17 protein-coding genes are annotated in these 18186 nt (G+C 68.7%); 9 read left to right on the top strand and 8 right to left on the bottom strand.

Annotated elements, in window-relative coordinates; all coding sequences use genetic code 11:
* Window positions 1-24: 24 nt before the first annotated feature.
* The 7 genes from ESG85_RS24555 to ESG85_RS24525 all read right to left on the bottom strand — a co-directional run bounded on the left by ESG85_RS24555 (window position 25) and on the right by ESG85_RS24525 (window position 4322).
* Window positions 25-666, bottom strand: coding sequence for a DUF305 domain-containing protein (locus ESG85_RS24555; RefSeq protein ID WP_128982808.1), 642 nt, complete (start codon window positions 664-666; stop codon window positions 25-27).
* A complete protein-coding gene (locus ESG85_RS36695; protein WP_128982806.1) occupies window positions 663-2165 on the bottom strand; it encodes an ABC transporter permease in 1503 nt (500 codons plus the stop codon). Before ESG85_RS36695 ends, ESG85_RS24555 begins: the two co-directional genes overlap by 4 nt.
* Window positions 2162-2719 (bottom strand): ATP-binding cassette domain-containing protein, encoded by a 558-nt coding sequence (locus ESG85_RS24545; protein WP_342781381.1) that lies wholly within the window; start codon window positions 2717-2719, stop codon window positions 2162-2164. Before ESG85_RS24545 ends, ESG85_RS36695 begins: the two co-directional genes overlap by 4 nt.
* A gap of 92 nt (window positions 2720-2811) precedes the next feature.
* Window positions 2812-3093: a hypothetical protein gene (locus ESG85_RS24540; protein WP_128982802.1), complete on the bottom strand. Its 282-nt coding sequence runs from the start codon at window positions 3091-3093 to the stop codon at window positions 2812-2814.
* Window positions 3094-3099: 6 nt separating this feature from the next.
* Entirely contained in the window at window positions 3100-3792 is a 693-nt protein-coding gene (locus ESG85_RS24535; RefSeq protein WP_128982800.1) for a methyltransferase family protein, read from the bottom strand.
* Complete coding sequence (locus tag ESG85_RS24530; protein ID WP_128982798.1) at window positions 3785-4066, bottom strand: hypothetical protein; 282 nt, start codon at window positions 4064-4066, stop codon at window positions 3785-3787. The genes ESG85_RS24535 and ESG85_RS24530 overlap by 8 nt, the downstream gene beginning before the upstream one ends.
* 34 nt (window positions 4067-4100) lie before the next feature.
* Window positions 4101-4322, bottom strand: a complete 222-nt coding sequence (locus ESG85_RS24525) for a DUF2933 domain-containing protein (RefSeq protein WP_128982796.1) — start codon at window positions 4320-4322, stop codon at window positions 4101-4103.
* Between the two features lie 165 nt (window positions 4323-4487).
* Between ESG85_RS24525 and ESG85_RS24520 the strand changes: the two genes are divergently transcribed.
* From ESG85_RS24520 to ESG85_RS24485, 9 genes are all read left to right on the top strand, one after another.
* Entirely contained in the window at window positions 4488-7238 is a 2751-nt protein-coding gene (locus tag ESG85_RS24520) for a heavy metal translocating P-type ATPase (RefSeq protein ID WP_128982794.1), read from the top strand.
* Between the two features lie 733 nt (window positions 7239-7971).
* The gene (locus tag ESG85_RS24515; protein ID WP_128982792.1) at window positions 7972-8832 is read left to right on the top strand and encodes a hypothetical protein; all 861 of its coding nucleotides are present in this window, start codon (window positions 7972-7974) and stop codon (window positions 8830-8832) included.
* A gap of 33 nt (window positions 8833-8865) precedes the next feature.
* Window positions 8866-9396, top strand: a complete 531-nt coding sequence (locus ESG85_RS24510; protein WP_128982790.1) for a carboxymuconolactone decarboxylase family protein — start codon at window positions 8866-8868, stop codon at window positions 9394-9396.
* 81 nt (window positions 9397-9477) lie between these two features.
* Complete coding sequence (locus ESG85_RS24505) at window positions 9478-10752, top strand: MFS transporter (protein WP_128982788.1); 1275 nt, start codon at window positions 9478-9480, stop codon at window positions 10750-10752.
* A gap of 96 nt (window positions 10753-10848) precedes the next feature.
* The gene (locus ESG85_RS36160) at window positions 10849-11148 is read left to right on the top strand and encodes a hypothetical protein (RefSeq protein ID WP_246095256.1); all 300 of its coding nucleotides are present in this window, start codon (window positions 10849-10851) and stop codon (window positions 11146-11148) included.
* A gap of 43 nt (window positions 11149-11191) precedes the next feature.
* Window positions 11192-11959, top strand: coding sequence for a hypothetical protein (locus ESG85_RS36155; RefSeq protein WP_246095255.1), 768 nt, complete (start codon window positions 11192-11194; stop codon window positions 11957-11959).
* 460 nt (window positions 11960-12419) lie between these two features.
* Entirely contained in the window at window positions 12420-13778 is a 1359-nt protein-coding gene (locus ESG85_RS24495; RefSeq protein ID WP_128982786.1) for a dsDNA nuclease domain-containing protein, read from the top strand.
* Window positions 13775-14347, top strand: a complete 573-nt coding sequence (locus ESG85_RS24490; protein WP_128982784.1) for a hypothetical protein — start codon at window positions 13775-13777, stop codon at window positions 14345-14347. The genes ESG85_RS24495 and ESG85_RS24490 overlap by 4 nt, the downstream gene beginning before the upstream one ends.
* On the top strand, window positions 14347-16284 hold the full coding sequence (locus tag ESG85_RS24485) for an AAA family ATPase (RefSeq protein ID WP_128982782.1): 1938 nt from the start codon (window positions 14347-14349) through the stop codon (window positions 16282-16284). The genes ESG85_RS24490 and ESG85_RS24485 overlap by 1 nt, the downstream gene beginning before the upstream one ends.
* 170 nt (window positions 16285-16454) lie before the next feature.
* Here the strand turns inward: ESG85_RS24485 and ESG85_RS24480 are convergent, their stop codons facing one another.
* Window positions 16455-18152: an MSCRAMM family protein gene (locus ESG85_RS24480; protein WP_128982780.1), complete on the bottom strand. Its 1698-nt coding sequence runs from the start codon at window positions 18150-18152 to the stop codon at window positions 16455-16457.
* Window positions 18153-18186 lie beyond the last annotated feature (34 nt).

The raw sequence follows: 18186 nt of genomic DNA, 5'->3' as shown, positions 1-18186 counted from the left end.
CGCCCGGTCCTGCCGTCCTGTCTGTCAACTGCCGTGGAGCATCTCGCGCATGTGAGCGATCTCGGCGGTCTGGGTTTCGATGATCTGGTCGGCGAGGTTCTTGGCCGGGGTGTAGGCGCCGTTCTGCTTCTCGGTCTTGGCCATGGTGATGGCGCCTTCGTGGTGTTCGATCATCATGGTCAGGAACATGGTGTCGAAGGCGCGGCCGGAGCCGTGGTCGAGGTCCATCATCTGCCGGCCGCTCATCATCCCGGGCATACCGCTCGTCTGACCCATGTCGTCGTGCATGCCGTACATGCCCCGGGGGACTTCCTCACCCCATGCCGTGAGCCAGCCGGTCATGGTCCGGATCTCGGGCTCCTGCGCCTTTTCGATCTGGTCGGCGAGGGCCTTCACATCGCGCGTCGCGGCGTGGGTCTTGGCCATCTGAGACATGGCGATGGCCTGGCGGTGGTGCGGGATCATCTGCTGGGCGAAGGTGACGTCGGCCTGATTGTGGGCGCCGTCCTGGGCTGTGGCGGGTGCCTGGGTGAAGGTGGCGGGCGGGGTACTGGCCGGGGTACTGGTGCCGTCGCTGTCGCAGCCGGCGAGGACGAGACCGGCGGTGACGGCTGCCGCGGCCGCGGTGGCGGCAAGACGGCGGCGGGCGGTGCGGGTGGCGTTCATGGCGTGCCTCCTGCGGTGCGACCGGTGTGATGGAACAGGGCGGCGGCGGCCAGGGTGAGGCCGGCCAGCCAGGCGAGGGCGAGGAGCAGGGCGGCGGCGGTGTCGAAGCCGGGAGTGAGGGCGGCATCCGTCAGGACGCGGACGGCGCCGTATCCGGGAAGGGCGTGGGCCCAGTCGAGCGGGGTGGGACGGAGCATGGGGCTCTGTTCGATACCGAGGTCGATGAAGGGGATCAGGAAGGCGATGAGGATGCCGCCGAGGCGTCCGAAGAGGGGGCCGAGCAGGACCCCGATCAGCGCGTAGGTGAGGGCTATGAGGATGCTGGCGGCGATGTAGCGGGGCCAGTTGCTGGCGTCGAGGACGGTGGCGGTGACGGCGAGGGAGGCCGCGGTGGCCGCGAGTGCGCCGAGGACGACGACGGTGAGGCGGGAGGCGAGCAGCGCGGCGGGGCGCATGCCGGCCAGCGCCAGGCGCCGGTCGGCGGCGCCGGTGGCGAGGACGGTGAACAGTCCGGTCATGGCGGCGAGTGAGCCTATGGCGATGGGGGCCATGGTGCCGCCGTGGATGTCGGGCAGCCACGCCCGCACCGCGCGGTCCATGCCGTTCTCGGGGACCCTCAGCGTGGTGAACTCCTGCGGTGTCGTGGCCACCGCGAGGAGGACGAACACGACGGGCACGGCGACGAGCAGCACCCACAGGACCCGGTTGCGGGCGGCCTCCCTCAGCCCTGCCCGCACCGCGGCGGACGTCTGCGCCCGCAGAGAACCGGGCCGGGCTGTGCGGCGGGCGGAGCGGGGCCGGCTGGTGGCGGTGATGACCGTCCAGGCGACGGCCAGTGCGACCGCGGTCCAGGCGAGGGCCCAGCCGAGGTCGCCCAGCCGTCCGCTGTGCCCGGAGGGCAGGTCGACCATCCACAGGGTCACGTAGTGGGTGGGCAGGATCCGGGTGAGCGGCCGGTCGGCGGCGCCGAGGACGGGGCCGAAGAACACGTCCAGGATCCACACGAACAGCACGAGCACGGTGCCGTTGACCGGGTTCTTCACCAGGGCGCCGATGACGGCGCCGATGCCGAGGTAGATCACCGCGTACATCACGGTGCCGGCCACGACCCGTCCCGGCTGTTGGCCCCATCCGGTCCGTACGGCGAGGGCCGCCAGGGCCGCCGCCGCAGCGAGCAGCCCCAAAGCCAGCCCGGTCACCATGCGGGCTGCCACGAGCCGGTGGGGCGCGAGTCCGGCGAGGACGAGGCGTCGGTCGGCGGCGCGGGCGCCACGTAGCTGGAAGTACATCGCGATGGCGGCGATGAACCCGGCAGCCCATCCGGCGGTCGCGGTCTGCACGGCCGGCCCGCCGGGGCCGCCCATCAGTTCGGCCGAATCGGCGAGGGGACGGGAGGCCACGACGACGAACACGATCGGCACGAGGACGAGCACGAGCAGGTTCACCGGGGTACGGGCGGCATCAGCGAGGAAACGTCGCACAAGCAGGGAAGCGGTCATCCTTCCACCGCCTTGCCGTCGCGGAGGTGGACGATGCGGTCGAAGCGTTCGGCGTCGGTGACGAAGTGGCTGACGATCAGCACCGAGCGGCCCGCCCGGCGGCGCTCGGCGACCAGGTCCCAGAACTTCAGATAGGTGTCGAAGTCGAACCCGGCGTACGGCTCGTCCAGGAGCAGCACCTCGGGGTCCGCCAGGAGGGCCAGGCCCAGGTTGAGCTTGGCCAGGGTCCCGCCCGACAGCCGGTCCGCGCGGGTGGCGGCGTACCGGCCGAAGCCGAGCCGCTCGTAGATCTCGGCACGGGTGGTCTGTTCGGCATGGCCGGGCAGACTGTACGCGCGGCCGAACAACTCGAAGTGTTCGTCGCAGGTGAGCCGTTCGTAGACGACGGGATCCTGCGGGCAGTACCCGATCCGCCCGCCCCGGGCGATCGTGCCGGCATCGGGGGCCAGCTCTCCGACGAGAATCCGCATCAGGGTGCTCTTGCCCGAGCCGTTCTCCCCCACCAGCCCGACCACCTCTCCCTCGGCCAGCTCCACGTCGACTCCGCGCAGCACCAAGACAGCTCGGCGTACCGGCCACACCCCGCGCCGGTACGACTTCACGATCCCCGCAGCGGTAAGCACGACCCCGTCGGGCAGGCGGCCGCTCACGGCCGGCCCCGTGAACGGCGGCCCCGCGCGGCAGCCGTGTCGCGCAGCGTGTCGGCGGCGGCCCAGACCAGCGCGGCGGCGATGACGATGGCACCCCACACACCCCAGGCGGCAGCGGAGGCGTCGTACGCAAGAAGCACCGGCAGCGGGAGCAGGCCCCCGAGCGACAGGACGAGGGCGAGCCAAGGCCCGGGATCACGCCGCCGGCGCTGATAGGCGAGGCACGCGGCGACTGCCGCCACTGCGGCAGCCAGCAGGACCCAGGTCAGCACCGCCACCACTGCTCACCTCCGGGCGGTACGCCCGCGCGGATCGGAAGCACGCCGCGGCGAGGGCGGCACGGGCGATGTGTGATGCCGCAGGCGAGGCCAGAACGCGGGGGTCCGGGCCACGTAAACGTTCCACTCGTCGCCGAAGCGAGCGGCGACCTCGCGCTCCTCGCCGCGGGCGAGGCGGACGTAGACGTACACCAGTACCGGGAACATGATCAAGGTGGGGATGGTCGGCCACTGGAGCAGGAAGCCGGTCATGACGAGGAGGAATCCGTCGTACTGCGGGTGACGCACCCATGCGTAGGGACCCGTGATGGCCAGCCGGTCGTGCTGGGCGGCTTCATGCAGGCGTCTCCAGGCGGCGGCCAGGAGCCAGAATCCGGCGGTGATGGCAACGTAGCTGGCCAGGTGGAACGGGCTGAGGTGCGGGTCGCCGGACCAGCCCGTCAGGTCGTTCCACAGGTGTCCGCCGGCGTGGGTGTCCTTCAGGAGGGGGAAGGTGCTGCCGAGCCAGCTGCCCAGCAGGTAGATCGTCAGAGGGGCGCCGTACATCTCGGTGAACAGGGCGACCATGAACGCGCTGTAGGCGCCCATCGCCCGCCAGTCGCGTTTCGTCTTCGGGTGGAAGAAGCTCGCGGCGAAGACGATGAACAGCAGGGTGTTGAGCACGACCAGTGGCAACAGGCCGTACGCGGCGTCAGCCATGACCGCCTCCGACGTGCGTCCGGGGTGGGGAGGCCGCATACCGGTGTCCGTGGGCGATGGCCGCCATACGCCGCTGGTAGGCGGCCGTATCGATCCGGCCGCGCAGGCGCACGGCGACCAGACGGCTTTCGGCGGCCTCAAGGGCGGCACGGCGGCCCCACAGGCGGGCGAGCGGCGGGCAGCGAGACTCGTCGGGGCCGATCATGCGGGCGGTGTCGTACACGATGCCCGCGATCATCAGCCCCGCGGCAACGGTTGCGATCACGGCGATCACGGAACTCACCCCGGCCCTGATCCCGGGTCGCGGGTCAGACGCGGCCGGATCCGCTGTGGTCGTCATCGTGGCGGTGCGACTCGTGGTCGTGACCGCCTTGGTCGCGCATGCCGCGCATCATGAAGAACATCATCAGCGGGCACGCGAGCGCGATGCCCAGGATCGCCAGGGTGCCGACGGGGACACCGAGAGCAAGGGCGCCGACGACGGCGATGGCCACGGCGATGGCGTACAGGCCCCACTGGTTCTGCTTCATCACGGGCCTCCTTCTTCACTTCTCATCGTCTCCCCAGTCGGCGGATGGGCAGAGGGGCCGGACGGTCCCCGCCTGGGGCCGGACGGTCCCTGCCTGGCAGGAGTGGCCCGGGCGGATGCCGCGCGGGAGGCTGGAACAGCAGGGCGTGCGAGGAGGCGAGTGGCCGTGACAGTCGTAGACGTGATCATCGTCGTGGTCGCCGCTGGGCTGATCGCGGTGCTGGCCTGGTACTTCTTCGGCCCGCGCAAGGCGGGCACGGCCCGGCTGGAGGGCGGGGTGCAGCGGATCGACGTGACCGTGCGGGGCGGCTACAGCCCGAACCTGATCAAGGTCCGCCAGGGCACCCCGGTCGAGCTGGTCTTCGACCGGCAGGAGGCCGGAGAATGCACCTCCCGCGTCGTCTTCCCTGATCTCAAGGTCGGGGCCGGTCTGCCCGCCCACACCCGCACAACCGTCCATCTGAACCCCGACAGGGCCGGCACCTTCGGCTTCGCCTGCGGCATGAACATGATCCACGGCACCCTCGTCGTCGAACCCACCAACGGCGCAGCACCTGAAGAACCGGGCGCTGAGCCCGGCGAAAGCGCGGCACCGAGCGCCGTGGAGACGCCGGCCGAGGCGGCGGAGGCGGCCGACATCGCCGAGCGCCAGGCGGAGATCAAGGACCTGACCCGCCGGGTCGTCGTCGGCGCTGTACTGACCGCGCCGGTCCTGTTCGCCGTGATGGCGCACGAGCTGTTCGGCGCCGACTGGGTACCCGGCTGGATGCTAAACCACTGGTTCCAGCTCGCCTTGATCACGCCGGTCATGCTCTACACCGGCTGGCCCGTGCACTCCACCGGCTGGCTGGCCCTGCGCCACCGGTCGGCGGACATGAACTCCCTGATCACGCTGGGCACTAGCGCCGCCTACGGCTTCAGCCTGCTCGTCACCCTCGCCCCCGGACTGCTACCCGAGGACGTACGCGAGGTGTACTTCGAAGCGGTCGGCGTCATCCTCACCCTCATCCTGCTGGGCCGCCTTCTGGAGGCCCGGGCCAAGGCCGGCACGGGCGAGGCCATCCGCGCTCTGATCGGCCTGCAGGCCCGCACCGCGCGCGTCGTACGCAACGGTGGCGAAACCGAGATCCCGGTGGACGAGGTGGTCGTCGGGGACGAGATCGTCATCCGCCCTGGGGAGAAGATCCCCGTCGACGCCGAGGTCCTCTCCGGCTCCTCCGCCGTGGACGAGTCGATGGTCACGGGGGAGCCGATGCCGGTCACGAAGCAGGCGGGCGACGGTGTCATCGGCGCCACCGTCAACACCACCGGTTCCTTGCGGGTGCGCGCGGCCAAGGTCGGCGCGGACACCATGCTCGCCCAGATCATCCGGCTGGTGCAGCAGGCCCAGGCGTCCAAGGCCCCCATCCAGCGCCTCGCCGACGCGATCTCCGCCTACTTCGTCCCCGCCGTCATCGCCATCGCGATCGGCACCTTCGCCCTCTGGTACACCCTCGGCCCCTCCCCGGCACTGACCCTCGCCCTGGTCTCCGCCGTCGCCGTCCTGATCATCGCCTGCCCTTGCGCCCTCGGCCTGGCCACTCCGCTCTCCGTCATGGTCGGCACCGGCAAAGGCGCGCAGGCAGGCATCCTCATCCGCTCCGCCGAAGCCCTGGAAACCGCCCACAAGATCGACACGATTGTCCTCGACAAGACCGGCACGGTCACCCAGGGCAAGCCCGTCCTCACCGATGTCCGACCACTCGACGGCATCGCCGAGAACGATCTGCTCGCCCTCGTGGCCGCCGCAGAGGCCGACAGCGAACACCCCCTCGCCCAGGCCATCGTCTCCGGCGCCCGCGACCGCGGCCTTCCACCCCTGGCCGCGACCAGCTTCGAATCCATCACCGGAAAAGGCGTCCGCGCCACCGCCAACAGCACTTCCGTCCTGGTCGGCACCGCACGCCTCCTCCGCGACACCGGTATCGACCCGTCCTCCCTCCATCCCGTAGCCGAGGACCTTTCGGCCGCCGGCAAGACGCCCGTCCTCGCCGCTGTCGGCGGCCGACCGGCCGGGGTCCTCGCCGTCGCCGACACTGTCAAGGGCGACTCCGCCCAGGCCATCACCGCTCTACGGCACCTCGGCACCGACGTGGTCATGCTCACCGGCGACAATGCCCGCACCGCCGCCGCCATCGCCGCGCACGTCGGCATCCCGCGCGTCCTCGCCGAGGTGCTGCCCGAGCACAAGGCCGACGAGATCCGCCGCCTCCAGGCCGAAGGCCGCACCGTCGGCATGGTCGGCGACGGCATCAACGACGCCCCCGCCCTCGCCCAGGCCGACGTCGGCCTCGCCATCGGAACCGGCACAGACGTCGCCATCGAAGCCGCCGACATCACCCTCATCTCCGGCTCCCTCACCGGAGTCGTCACCGCCATCCGCCTGTCCCGCGCCACCATGCGCAACATCAAGCAGAACCTGTTCTTCGCCCTCGTCTACAACGCCTTCGGCATCCCCATCGCCGCCGGCGCCCTCTACCCCCTGTGGGGCCTTCGCCTCAGCCCGATCATCGCTGCCGCCGCCATGGCCCTGTCTTCCCTGTCCGTCGTCACCAACTCCTCCCGCCTCCGCCGCTGGCGCCCCACACCGCCGACCGAAACCGACACCCAGCCCCAGACCATCGAACCCCAAGTCGAAACCTTCCACGACCAGCAGGCCACCACAGCGGCCGCCGCCCCGAACCACGAGCCTGATGCCCACCCACGCCAGGACGACAGCGAGGGAGTCACAGATCCGGTGTGCGGCATGCACATCGACCCGGCATCCGCAAGCGAGCAGCGGCACACCGACACCGGCACCTACTACTTCTGCTCCACCCGCTGCGCCACCAGGTTCGACGCCGCCCCTGACCTCTACACCGCCACCGCCGCGAAATGAGCAGACGGGACAGAGAGCAACCGCGCCCACGGACGGCCGGCTAACGACCGACGACATGGCCAACGACGAATCGACACGGGGTGTGGACCTGTGGCTTCTCGAACGCGGCCGGCCAACTACCAGTCGTGGTCGCCCTGATGGCAGCCGTTCCCTGGTCAACGACCAGGACTGCCTGACGGCACCACTCTTCTACATAGCCACCGTTGCGGGTTCGGGCACCTTGCCATCCAAGCTAGTCCGCCCAGGTCAGGTGGTACGTCCACGACTAAGTTGGATGGCAAAGGACAAACTGGGTCCGTACGTGGCCCCTACAGGTTCCCCAACCCCGCCGCCTTCAGGCGTGCCGTCACCACCGGTACGGCGTCACGAGTGCACGAGGCAGGCGACGGCGTCCCCGACACCCTTCAGCTCGACATACCCGACTTCGCCCCCTTGGCACAGACGCGTGTGCCCGCATACGCGCCGGTGGTGCCACTTTCCCTGCCGCGCGTCGGCAGTGCACTGACCAGTTCACGCCGCTCGGCTGCGGCAGCCACCGCCCGGGCAGCCGCGCCGACACACCGGTGTCACGGGCTCGGCAGGTGGGCGCCTCCGCCCGGTAGATCCACTTCGGTATGCCCCTCTCGAGATTTCCACCATCAAGGCCCTCCGGAATACCCCCCGGGGGTATATGGTTCTGATCAACGTCCTGAACGGACAACGCCAGAAGGCGCATCACACCAGTGGAGATGCCATGAAGAATCACACCGGCCACGGCCAGACCAATCACGGAGTCCACGGCGGCCACGCTGGCCACAGCGGAGCCCAGCCCGGTGGGCTGTCGGTCTCCGAGGACGGGTACACCCTCGAGCTCGACTCGACGATCCTCACCGCCGGCGTGCAGCCGGTCAGCTTCCGGGTGATCGGCCCCGACGGACAGGCGGTGACCGAGTTCACGGCCGAGCACGACAAGGAACTGCACTTCATCGCTGTCCGGCGCGACACGGCCGGGTTCCAGCACGTGCACCCGGTGATGGACGAGAAGGGCACGTGGAGCGTCGACCTGACTCTGGAACCGGGTGACTGGAGGTTCTTCGCCGACGTCCACCCGGCCAGCCGCAACGGGACCATGACGCTGGGGATCGACGCCGCAGTCGCCGGGCCGTACGACCCGCGGCCGCTCCCCGAGGCCACCGGGATCGCGCAGATCGGCGAGTACACCGTCGCGCTCGACGGCGAACTCCTGCCCGGCGAGGCGAGCGAACTGACCCTCACCGTCAGCCGGAACGGCCGCCCCGTCACCGACCTGCAGCCCTACCTGGCCGCGTACGGACACCTGGTGGCACTGCGGGTCGGTGACCTGGGCTACCTCCACGTCCACCCGGAGGGCGAACCCGGTGACGGCACCACCGCGCCGGGACCGGAGATCGCCTTCATGGCGGTCGCGCCGTCGGCCGGCACCTACCGCCTGTACCTGGACTTCCAGCACAACGACGCTGTCCGGACAGCCGAGTTCACGGTGCGGACCGCCACGGCCGCTCCCCACTCGGACGCGACAGCCCCGGCCGCACCCGAGCACAGCGGCCACCACCACGGCCACCACGCACACCACTGACCGCATGAACGAAGCCACATCGGAAGGAGCGTCATGCCCCGCCTGACCCGACTCACGCCCGACACGGCGGTCGGCGCCTCGCGCGACCTCCTCGCCGACCTGGTCTCCCGCCATGGCCAGATCGGCGACATGGTCTCCACGATGGCGCACTCACCGGCTGTACTGGGCGGATACCTCCAGCTCAGCAGGGCCATGGGACGAGCCAAACTCGACCGCAAAATCAGCGAACGAATCTCGATCGCCGTCCAGGCACTCCAGGGCTGCGGGCTCTGCCTCGACGCGCACGTCAGTGCCGCCCGCTCCATGGGAGTGGACGAGGAAGAGATCAAGCGCGCCCATGCGGGCACCTCGGCCGATCCCGCGATCGCAGCAATCATCGCCCTCGCCCTCCAGGTCTATCGCGAGCCGACGTCGATCACCGACGAACAGGTCAGCGCGCTGCGTGAGCACGGCTACAGCGACCGGGCGATAGCCGATGTCGTCGGCGTCGTCTCGCTCAACATCCTCACCGGCGCCTTCAACCTGCTCGCCGGCCTCACACCGGGGAGCGACACCGGTGCGTAGAGACACCCCCGCCTGTACTCGCGGGGCACGGCCTCCACCCCGGGGGCGTGCCCCGCCGCATGGATACGGAAGGAACCCGCCATGCGTCTGTTCGCCATCCGCGACTATCGCCACCTGTTCAGCGCCCAGGTCATCGCCCTGTTCGGTACCGGACTGACCACAGTGGCCCTCGGCCTGCTCGCCTACGACCTCGCAGGACGGCGCGCCGGCATGGTCCTCGGCACCGCCCTGACCATCAAGATGGTCATGTACGTGGTCATAGCCCCTCTTGCTGCCGCGTACGTCGACCGGCTCCCCAGAAGAACTCTCCTGGTCCTCCTCGACGTGGTCCGCGGTGCGGTGGTCCTGGCACTGCCGCTGATCACCGATGTCTGGCACATCTACGTCCTGATCGGCCTGCTCCAGGCCGGCTCCGCGGCGTTCACCCCGACGTTCCAGGCCGTCATCCCCGACATCGTCACGGACGAGTCCGACTACACGCGTGCCCTGTCCGCCTCCCAGGTCGCCTCCACCATGGAGAGCCTGCTCAGCCCCGTGCTGGCAGCCGTCGCCCTGACGTTCATGAGCTTCAACTGGCTCTTCCTGGGCACCTCCGCCGGATTCCTCCTCTCCGCCCTGCTCGTCTTGTCGACGCGCATCCCCGACGCCCGCCCCAGTGCCCACACCAAGGCATGGGACAAGGCGGCAGCGGGGATCAGGACCTTCCTCAGGACGCCGCGGCTGCGCGGCATCATGGCGCTCAACCTCGTGGTTGCGGCGGCAGGGTCGATCGTCGTCGTCAACACCGTCAACTACGTCCGTGACGAGCTCGGCGGCTCGCAGTCGGACGTCGCTTGGATGCTCGCCGCGTCAGGCACCGGAACCCTCCTGGCCGCCCTCGTGCTGCCCCGCGTTCTCGACCGGATCGCCGCCCGCACCGTCATGGTGACCGGCGCCGGAGTCCTCGTCGGCGGCACGACCACCGCTGTGACGCTGATCGCGGCCGGCCTGACCACATGGACCGGTACGGCGATCATCTGGACTGTGATCGGCATCGGCATGGCACTGATCATCACGCCGACCGGCAAGGTCCTGCGCGCCTCCGTCGGACGGAACGCGATCCCCGAGGCATTCGCGGCCCAGTTCTCTCTGTCGCACCTGGCCTGGCTGATCACCTACCCCGTCGCGGGATGGCTCGGCACGAACGTCGGCTTCACCCTTGCCTGGTCCGTCCTCGTACTCCTTGCCGGAGCGGGAGCGATCGGTGCCCTCCTCCTGTGGCCGCGCCACGACGGACGAGAAGCCATGACCAGCCCCGTGACACCCGCCCGGCACGCGCCCAACATGGACCGGTCCACCCTGTCCAAGGCCGCGTGAAGCGCACTGGCTGCCTGCGTCGTACACAGCAAGCGCTGCTGGCCAGACACACCGAGAAGGCCGTGGTCGCCGTCCCACTCCACGCGGGTGGCGGCCATGGCCTTCTCCTGCGAGACCGAGCGCGCGAAATGGACATCACAGCGGGACGAAGCTCTGTGGACAACCGAGGGCGGAGCGGAACCGGTGGTCAGAGCGATGCCGGTGGACGAGCCTCTGTCACTAACGTTCAACCCCTACGGCCTCGGCAGCCGCCTGAAACCCGAGGACGCCGCTGAGTTCCAACAGCGGCAGATCGCCGACTGCGACCTGGCGGAGGGTGTCGCAGCAGGAACACGCGCCCCCTTCGAGCGGCTGCGTGCCGCCTTCGCCTACGGCGTACTCTGCTACGACGTGTAGACCATGGTCGGCAACCAGGCGCTCCTCATCTACGAGCAGGCGTTTGCGCGACCGTTTCATGGAATGGTGCGCTGGCACCATCACCTTCCGCTTCTCCCAAGGCCCGGACGCCTCCTTCCCCGTCGCGTCGTACGACGACGTCAAGAAGCTCGCGGACAGGATGGCGCGGCGACGCGCGAAGCTGGTCGTCGCCACGAACACCGTCGAGTTCAACGGCGTGCTGCACGGCCTTCGCCAGTGGGCGCGCATGGCAGGTCTACTCCGCGGGCGGCGCAGTCGCACGATCGAAGACGCGCTGGCCAAGCTGCGCAACCACGTTGCCCATCCCTCTGGCCATCATGTCGACAGCTCCGTTGGGGCAGCCCGGACAGTGCGGGACCTGGCGGAACTGATCAACCAGCTGTGGGGGCGGGCCACTCCCGGCGGGCGCCTGTACCCGGCATCTCTGCACCGGGGGATGGCTGTGCTGAGCTGGAATGGTTCCGGGCGGGCGCGCATGGAACCCGCCGGAGCACTTTCCGTTCCGGACCCAACGGAGGAACAAGAAAGCGACGACTACCAGCACGTCGTGGTGCGGGCCATCCCCTTCATCCCGAACAGCCGCTGGAATGACGATCACTGGGCGGAGTTCGACACCCGCTACGAGACCACGCGATTCCCGACGGAGTACTTGTGGGGCCCGGCACCCGCGAGGAGGCCCGGGCGTGGCTGGAACACGAGCGCCCAGAGGGGGACAGCGTCGATTTCACCGACCGAGTGTTCCTCATCCAGGAACACGAACGCCTGCTGCCACCGATGCGGCCGGCGGTAGCAGCCGGGCTGCTCGAAGGCGAACGCGTCGGGGTATGGCATGCCGTGCGGGCCGACTTCCCCGATGACGCCTTCGCGCACGTCCGAGGTTCCGGGGCTCGCAGCGCTGGCCACGTCTGACTCCCTGGAGACTGTCCTGCCTGTTCCGCTGAAGTCCTGGGCTCTGGCTCCTACGACGAGGCCCTTCGCGCCACAACAGCCGCTCTCGGGCCCCTCCAAACGGTACAGCTTCCCGCCGTGCGGCTCCCCTTGTCGATCTTCTGGCCCGACCGGCCGTGAGCCGTGCACGACACAGCCCGTTCCTGAGCCGGTAGCGCCACCGCTGATGGCGCAGATATCTGGCCGTTTCTAGAAATGCGCGATCGCTCAGTTACGTCACGCGTGCGGACTGTGATACGCCTAAGGATCTTCGGCTCGCTGGCCCTCCCTGGGGCTCGCGGTGTGCGTTACACAGCTTGGGGGTGGTTGTGGTCGACGTGGCGGTGGACGCGGGGGATGATGCCGATGACTTCGTGCATCCCATCTTTCAGCGAGCGCCTGGGGAGGACGGGGGAACCGACACCTCTCGGCTGTATCGGTATCAAGCCGAAGTGGCGGCCCAGGCATGTCTGGCCATGCTCACGCGGGACGAGATCGAGTTCGTCGTCTGCGAGTGGCACGAGGACTTCGTCATCGCCTTCAAGAACGGTTCCGTCGAGCTGGTGTCAGTGAAGCACCGCCAGTACCACCGGACCCTGTGGAATGTAGGCGACCTGTGCAAGGACGGGGGCCTCGCTCACCTGTTCAACAGCTGGCGCGCATGTGGTTCCGCAGACAACGTCCGACTGCGCCTCACGACGAACGGCGCCCTGAACACGAGCAAGGGAAATGCCGCTGTACTCGCCAAGATGTGCGGCCCGGAACCGGAGGTCACTACCGGCGTCGATGCTATGGCAACGACCGTCGCACAGTACTTCCTGAAGATCCGTTGGAAGCAGCCGTACCCGCACATTCCAGTGGTGACCGAAACCAAGAAGATGACTGACATCGTCATCCCCGATGGCTTCGTTGCCACGATCAAGCGCTTCCTGGCAGTGCTGCACATCGACTACAAGAGCGTCCCCTCCTCCCGGTTCATCACTGACCACAACCTCCAGCAGCTTCTTCGGCCAGCGATCCTGGCTCTGGAGTTGAACCACGTAGATGAAGGAGCCACCTACCGGCGAATCGTCGAGCGCATCGAGCAGGCCAACCGCGGCGAGGGCGAGCGCGGCCAGTTGGCCGAGTACATCGCGACGCCGAGCCGGGTCCTCCACAACGTGCAGATGCAGCAGCGCATCGCGCGCCGGACGCTTTACCCCCACACCGTGCGCGAGGAGTTCGTCTACCGCGAGCTCACGGTGCCGACATTTACTCCCGGCCGACTCCCGATGGTCGCTCCCGGGGGAGCGAATCTCCGCAAGAAGTTGGTACGCGGGCATGTACCCGCTGATGAGGTCGCACACGCAGAAACCCTGCGCTCGGCCTGGTACGTGGCATGGGCGGAGCACCGCTCGGGGTTACCCGGCGACAGTTCCGACCTTGCGAACATGCGCTTGGAGGTGTTGGACACCGCCTTTGACTGCCGTGCGGATGCGCAGACCGAAGCGGCGGAGGGCAGCCCGTACGGGGCGAGGATGAACAGGCTGCTGAGGCAGCGGTTGACGCCGGAAGCGATGCTGGCAACCCTGCCGTTCAAGATCAACTCCAAGCATCTTCGCGGCTTGGCGTATCAGCTGTGCGACGACTGCGACTACTACTTCTCCGACGTCTTCGATGTCTCCGAGGAGGAGGCGTCGTGAGCAACGCCTCCGAGCGTCTGGCCTCCGAGGCGCGCATCAAGGGGCAGGCCCGCAGCGAGGAACGCCGTGAAGCCCACTATCACGAGGCAAGGGTCCTGTTGCTGATCGACCGTTTCACCACGGCGCGCACGGGCTTGGCGGGACTCACGAAGCTGGCCAAGCTCGATTTCCTTCTTCGCTATCCGGCGATGCTGGAGCGCCTACTCAAGGAGAGCGGCCACACCTGGCCCCGCGGCACGGAGCCCACGGCCGCGGAGCGACGGGCGGTCGAGAGCCGCATGACCCGCTACAAGTACGGGCCGTGGGATCAGCGCTACTACAGCGTCCTCGGCTCGCTCGCGGCCCGTGATCTCATCACGTACGGCGAGGGCGACCGGGCTGAGTTCCGCATCACCGCCTCCGGCGCCATTGCCGCGGCCACTCTGTCCGAGACACCTGAGTGGGCGCTCGTTTCGCATCGGACAGCACTCTTGAAGAAGCACTTCGACAAGTCTGGGTCAGCGCTAAAGACCCTCATCTACGAGCGCCTGCCCGACGCGGTGGACAGGCCCTGGCGAACGGAAATCTGATGGCGGTCCACCTGAAGTTTCTCGCCCTGACCGTCACCACCGCCGACGCCGAAAAGACGTACCGGTTCGACCAGCCGGCCACCGTGATCAGCGGGCCGAGCGGCAGCGGCAAGTCCAGCCTTCTCATGCTGCTCAAGCACGCTATCGGCGGCGACGCCATCCTGACGCCTGCCGTACGTGACCACGTCCACTCGGTGTGCGCGGAGATCCTCGTCGGCGACGAGCACGTGGCGCTCAGGAGGATGATCGGCGAGGCCGGCAGCGACCGAGTAGACGTGCTCGACCCGGTCACATTGGATCTCCGCGAAAGCCTCATCATCCGCGCCGAAGAGGGTCAGACGACCTTGTCCGACCGACTGCTGAGCGCCCTCGGCTTCCCCCGTGTATCGATTCCCGTACGCCGAGAAGGCAAAGCGGCCAAGGCCAACATGACCTTCCAGGCCCTGTTCGCCTACGTCTATCTCGAAGCGATCTACATCGACACCCAAATCGTTCGCCACCAGCAGTCATACTTCGACGGCATGCGTCGAGCCCTCTTCGAAGTCATTTTCGGCCTGACGGACAGCGTGCTTCTGGATCTGAAGCAGCGCTCGGCACAGCTCTTGACAGACATGAAGGCGAAGACCGCTGAGCACGAGAATGTCAGCAACTTCCTGCGAGAGTCGGACTCGCGCAGCGATGACGCGCTCCGTGCGGAGCTCTTTCAGCTGCGCGAGATGCTGACCCTCGCCGAAGGAGCCCTCGGTGCGCTGCGCTCGGAGCTGGAGGAAAGCAGCGCGGCTGATGCCGTTCTCCGCCTGGAGCTTCGTCAGGCCGTCGCAGCGGCGAGGGACGCCAGCCAAGAAATCGTGGCGGCACGCGAGCTGCTCGAGGCGCGTGAATCAGTGGTCGCTCAGGTCGAACTCGATCTCCTACGGCTGGACCGCTCGGCGTCCGCGATTGAGAAGCTGTCCCCCTTCGACTTTGTCATCTGCCCACGCTGCATGCAGCGGCTGGAAGGGCGACCGGTCCAAGAAGACCACTGCATCGTCTGCCTGCAGCACGACCCCCCGGACGAGTCCGTAGACCCCGCAGCCATCCAGGAGGCACGTGAGGCCCTGGAGAGGCAGCTGCTGGACGCACGAGCAGTTTTAGATGCTGATGCACAGGTTTTTACAGCTGCTCGCGACCGGGCCCAGCAAACCGACTTTCTCGTCACCACCCTCCGACGGGAGCTGGACGCGCAGACCCGTGACGTCGTCGCGCCTCGTTTCGACGCGATCGCCAGCTCCAGCGCCCGCGTAGCCGCGCTCGGAGCGAGCATCGACGCCGTAACTCAGCTGCGCGATGCCTGGGCTCGCGCGCGGTCCATCGCCCAAGAGGTCAAGAACCTCAGAGCAACGCGCACACGCGTCCAAGCTGACGTCAAGACCCGCTCCCTGGCACTCGCCGCCCGCGGACAACTGGTCGACGACCTGAGCCAGGAATTCTTCACCCTGCTCGCCGAGCTGCACTTGCCTTGGGTACAGACGGCGGTCATCGATCCGAAGACATACCTACCAGTGATCGATGGAAGCCCCTTCGAAAGCCTGCAGGCTTCCGGCGGCGGGATCACGACATGTGTGAGCATCGCCTACAGCCTCGCACTGCTTGAATTCGGGCTCACGCACCCCGACGTCCTCGTCCCCTCACTACTGATCATCGACTCTCCCCGCAAGGCGCTGGGCAACAACCCGGACGACCAGGAACGTGGGAACCGCATCTACGGCAGTTTCAAAGCACTCGCGGATACCTACGGCGATCGCGTGCAGCTGATCATCGCCGACAACGACACAGCTCCCGTCCCCAGTGACACCTTCAGCACCATCTCCCTCGACTACAGCCACCCCATGGTCCCTGGCGTGACGCACCCTGGCCCCGAGCACACCCACCGAGCCGAACACAACTACGAGGCATAAGCCCCAGCCGGGGCCGCTCCCGAGGAGGCCACCGGACCTACACCAGCCGCGACAGGTCTACACCAGCGCACCGTCGGCACCGGCTGAGGCGTACAGCAGCGCCTGCTGCCTCATCCACGGTTCCAGGATCGAGCGGTCCCCCGCGCCATCCCCGCCAGTCGGGCTGATCGCTAGTCGACGGGGCGCGCCATTGCTCGTCGGCGGCAGGCGGTCAGGTAGAGCGCGCCGCCGATACCGAGCAGGCTGCCCGCTCCTGCCAGGAGCCAGCGGGTGGTCTCGGCGCCGGTGTGAGCGAGGCTGCCGGACGGCGGGGCGGACGGGGGCTGTTGGGTGGGCGGTGCCGGGGGTGTGGTGGGCGACGGCGGGCTCGGCGGGGTGGCGGTGTCCGCGAGGGTGACAGTGACACGCTCGCCGGGCTTGGCGACGAAGGCCACGGGCTGGGAGTCGAGTTGGTAGCCGTTGGGGGCAGTCATCTCGGTGGCCCAGTAGCGGGTACCGGCCTTGAGGGTGACATCGAGCTTCGCTGTGGCGGTGCCGTCCTTGCCTGTGGTCAGGGCGAGGAGCTGCTTGCCCGGCCGGTGCTTTCCATCCGGGCCGACCTCGTCCGTACGGACGTTGATGACCGCGCCCGTCAGCGTCTCGCTGGTGACCTTGTCCGTCTTGCGGAGGAGCAAGTCGGCCTTCTTGAAGGGGTCGATGACCACGAGCGGGTTGGCGTGGGCGGTGCGGCCCTCGGTGATGGTGACGTCCTGGTCCGGGGCGAGGTCGTGGATCGTGTCGCCCGTGGACGTCTCGCGCAGCCGGTAGGCGCCGGGCGCGATGCCGTCGAGAACGAGCATGCCCTTCGCGTCGGTCTTGCCCTCGGCGACGACCTTGCCGGCGGAGTCGAGCAGATGGAAGGCCGCCCCGGTGAGGACGGAGCCTTCGGGGTCCTTCTTGTGGATCTCCACGCCGCCGGGCGCTGCGGTGACCTCCACGGTGGCGGTGTCCTCGGCCGTGGTGGTGGCGCCGGCCAGCAACATGCGCTGGGCAGCGGGGTTCTGCGGGGTGAGGATTTTCAGCTGGGAGCCGGGCAGGCCGGTGGCGGTGGCCCGCACTGTGGCCTTCCCGGTCTTCCCCGCAGTGAACTCCCAAACCCCGGCGCCCTGTTGGTTCGTGGCGACCTGGCCGTTGGCGGTGCCGGAGCCGGACTCGGCGAGCTGCACGGTGATGCCGGGGACGGCGGCGCCGGTGAGCGTGGAGGTGACCTTCACCTCCACACTGACCTTCCGGCCGGTGTGGGTCTGGGTGACCGACGGGCTGATGTGCAAGGCGTACGGGCCGGCATACCGTTTGGCCTCGTCGATGTATCGCAGCGCGAGCGTGCGTGCCGTCGGCGAGACCACCGGGTAGGCGAGGCGCTGCTTGCCCCGGGTGCCGTCGATCCCGTACGTGCCTCCCGCGAGCCACTCGTAGACGGCCGCGTCGACCGCGGCGGCCTGAGCGTGGTCGCGGGTCTGCCCGTACCGGCCGATCACGTACGAGGCGTATGCCAGGTTTTCGCGGGGCACCGGCTTGCCCGTCACCGAGGACGTCCAGGACGTGACCACCGTCGGGTCGCTGTACCCGCCGGAGTCAGCCGGCCCCTTGCGCTCGGGGTCCGCGCAGTAGGTCTCGGCGTTGCCGAAGACCTTTGGCCCGGGCGGGCCGTACGCGCCGATGTGCGAGGCGCCGACGTTGCCGTCCGAGTCCGGGATCGTGTATCCGGGGCCCAGCGGGCTCGGCGCGGGGGCGGCCTGGGCAGGTGACCAGGCCAGAGTGCCGGCCGCGCCTGCGGCGATGGCGACGGCCAGGGATCGGACGGCGACGCGGACGAAACGGGCGTGCACGAAGGTGGTGCTCCTTGACGGGTGGGGCGAATCG

This window comes from Streptomyces roseicoloratus, assembly GCF_004117935.1.
GTDB classification, from domain to species: Bacteria; Actinomycetota; Actinomycetes; order Streptomycetales; family Streptomycetaceae; genus Streptomyces; species Streptomyces roseicoloratus.
Note: the sequence above shows the minus strand (reverse complement) of the source record. Positions and strands in the feature narration are given on the sequence as shown.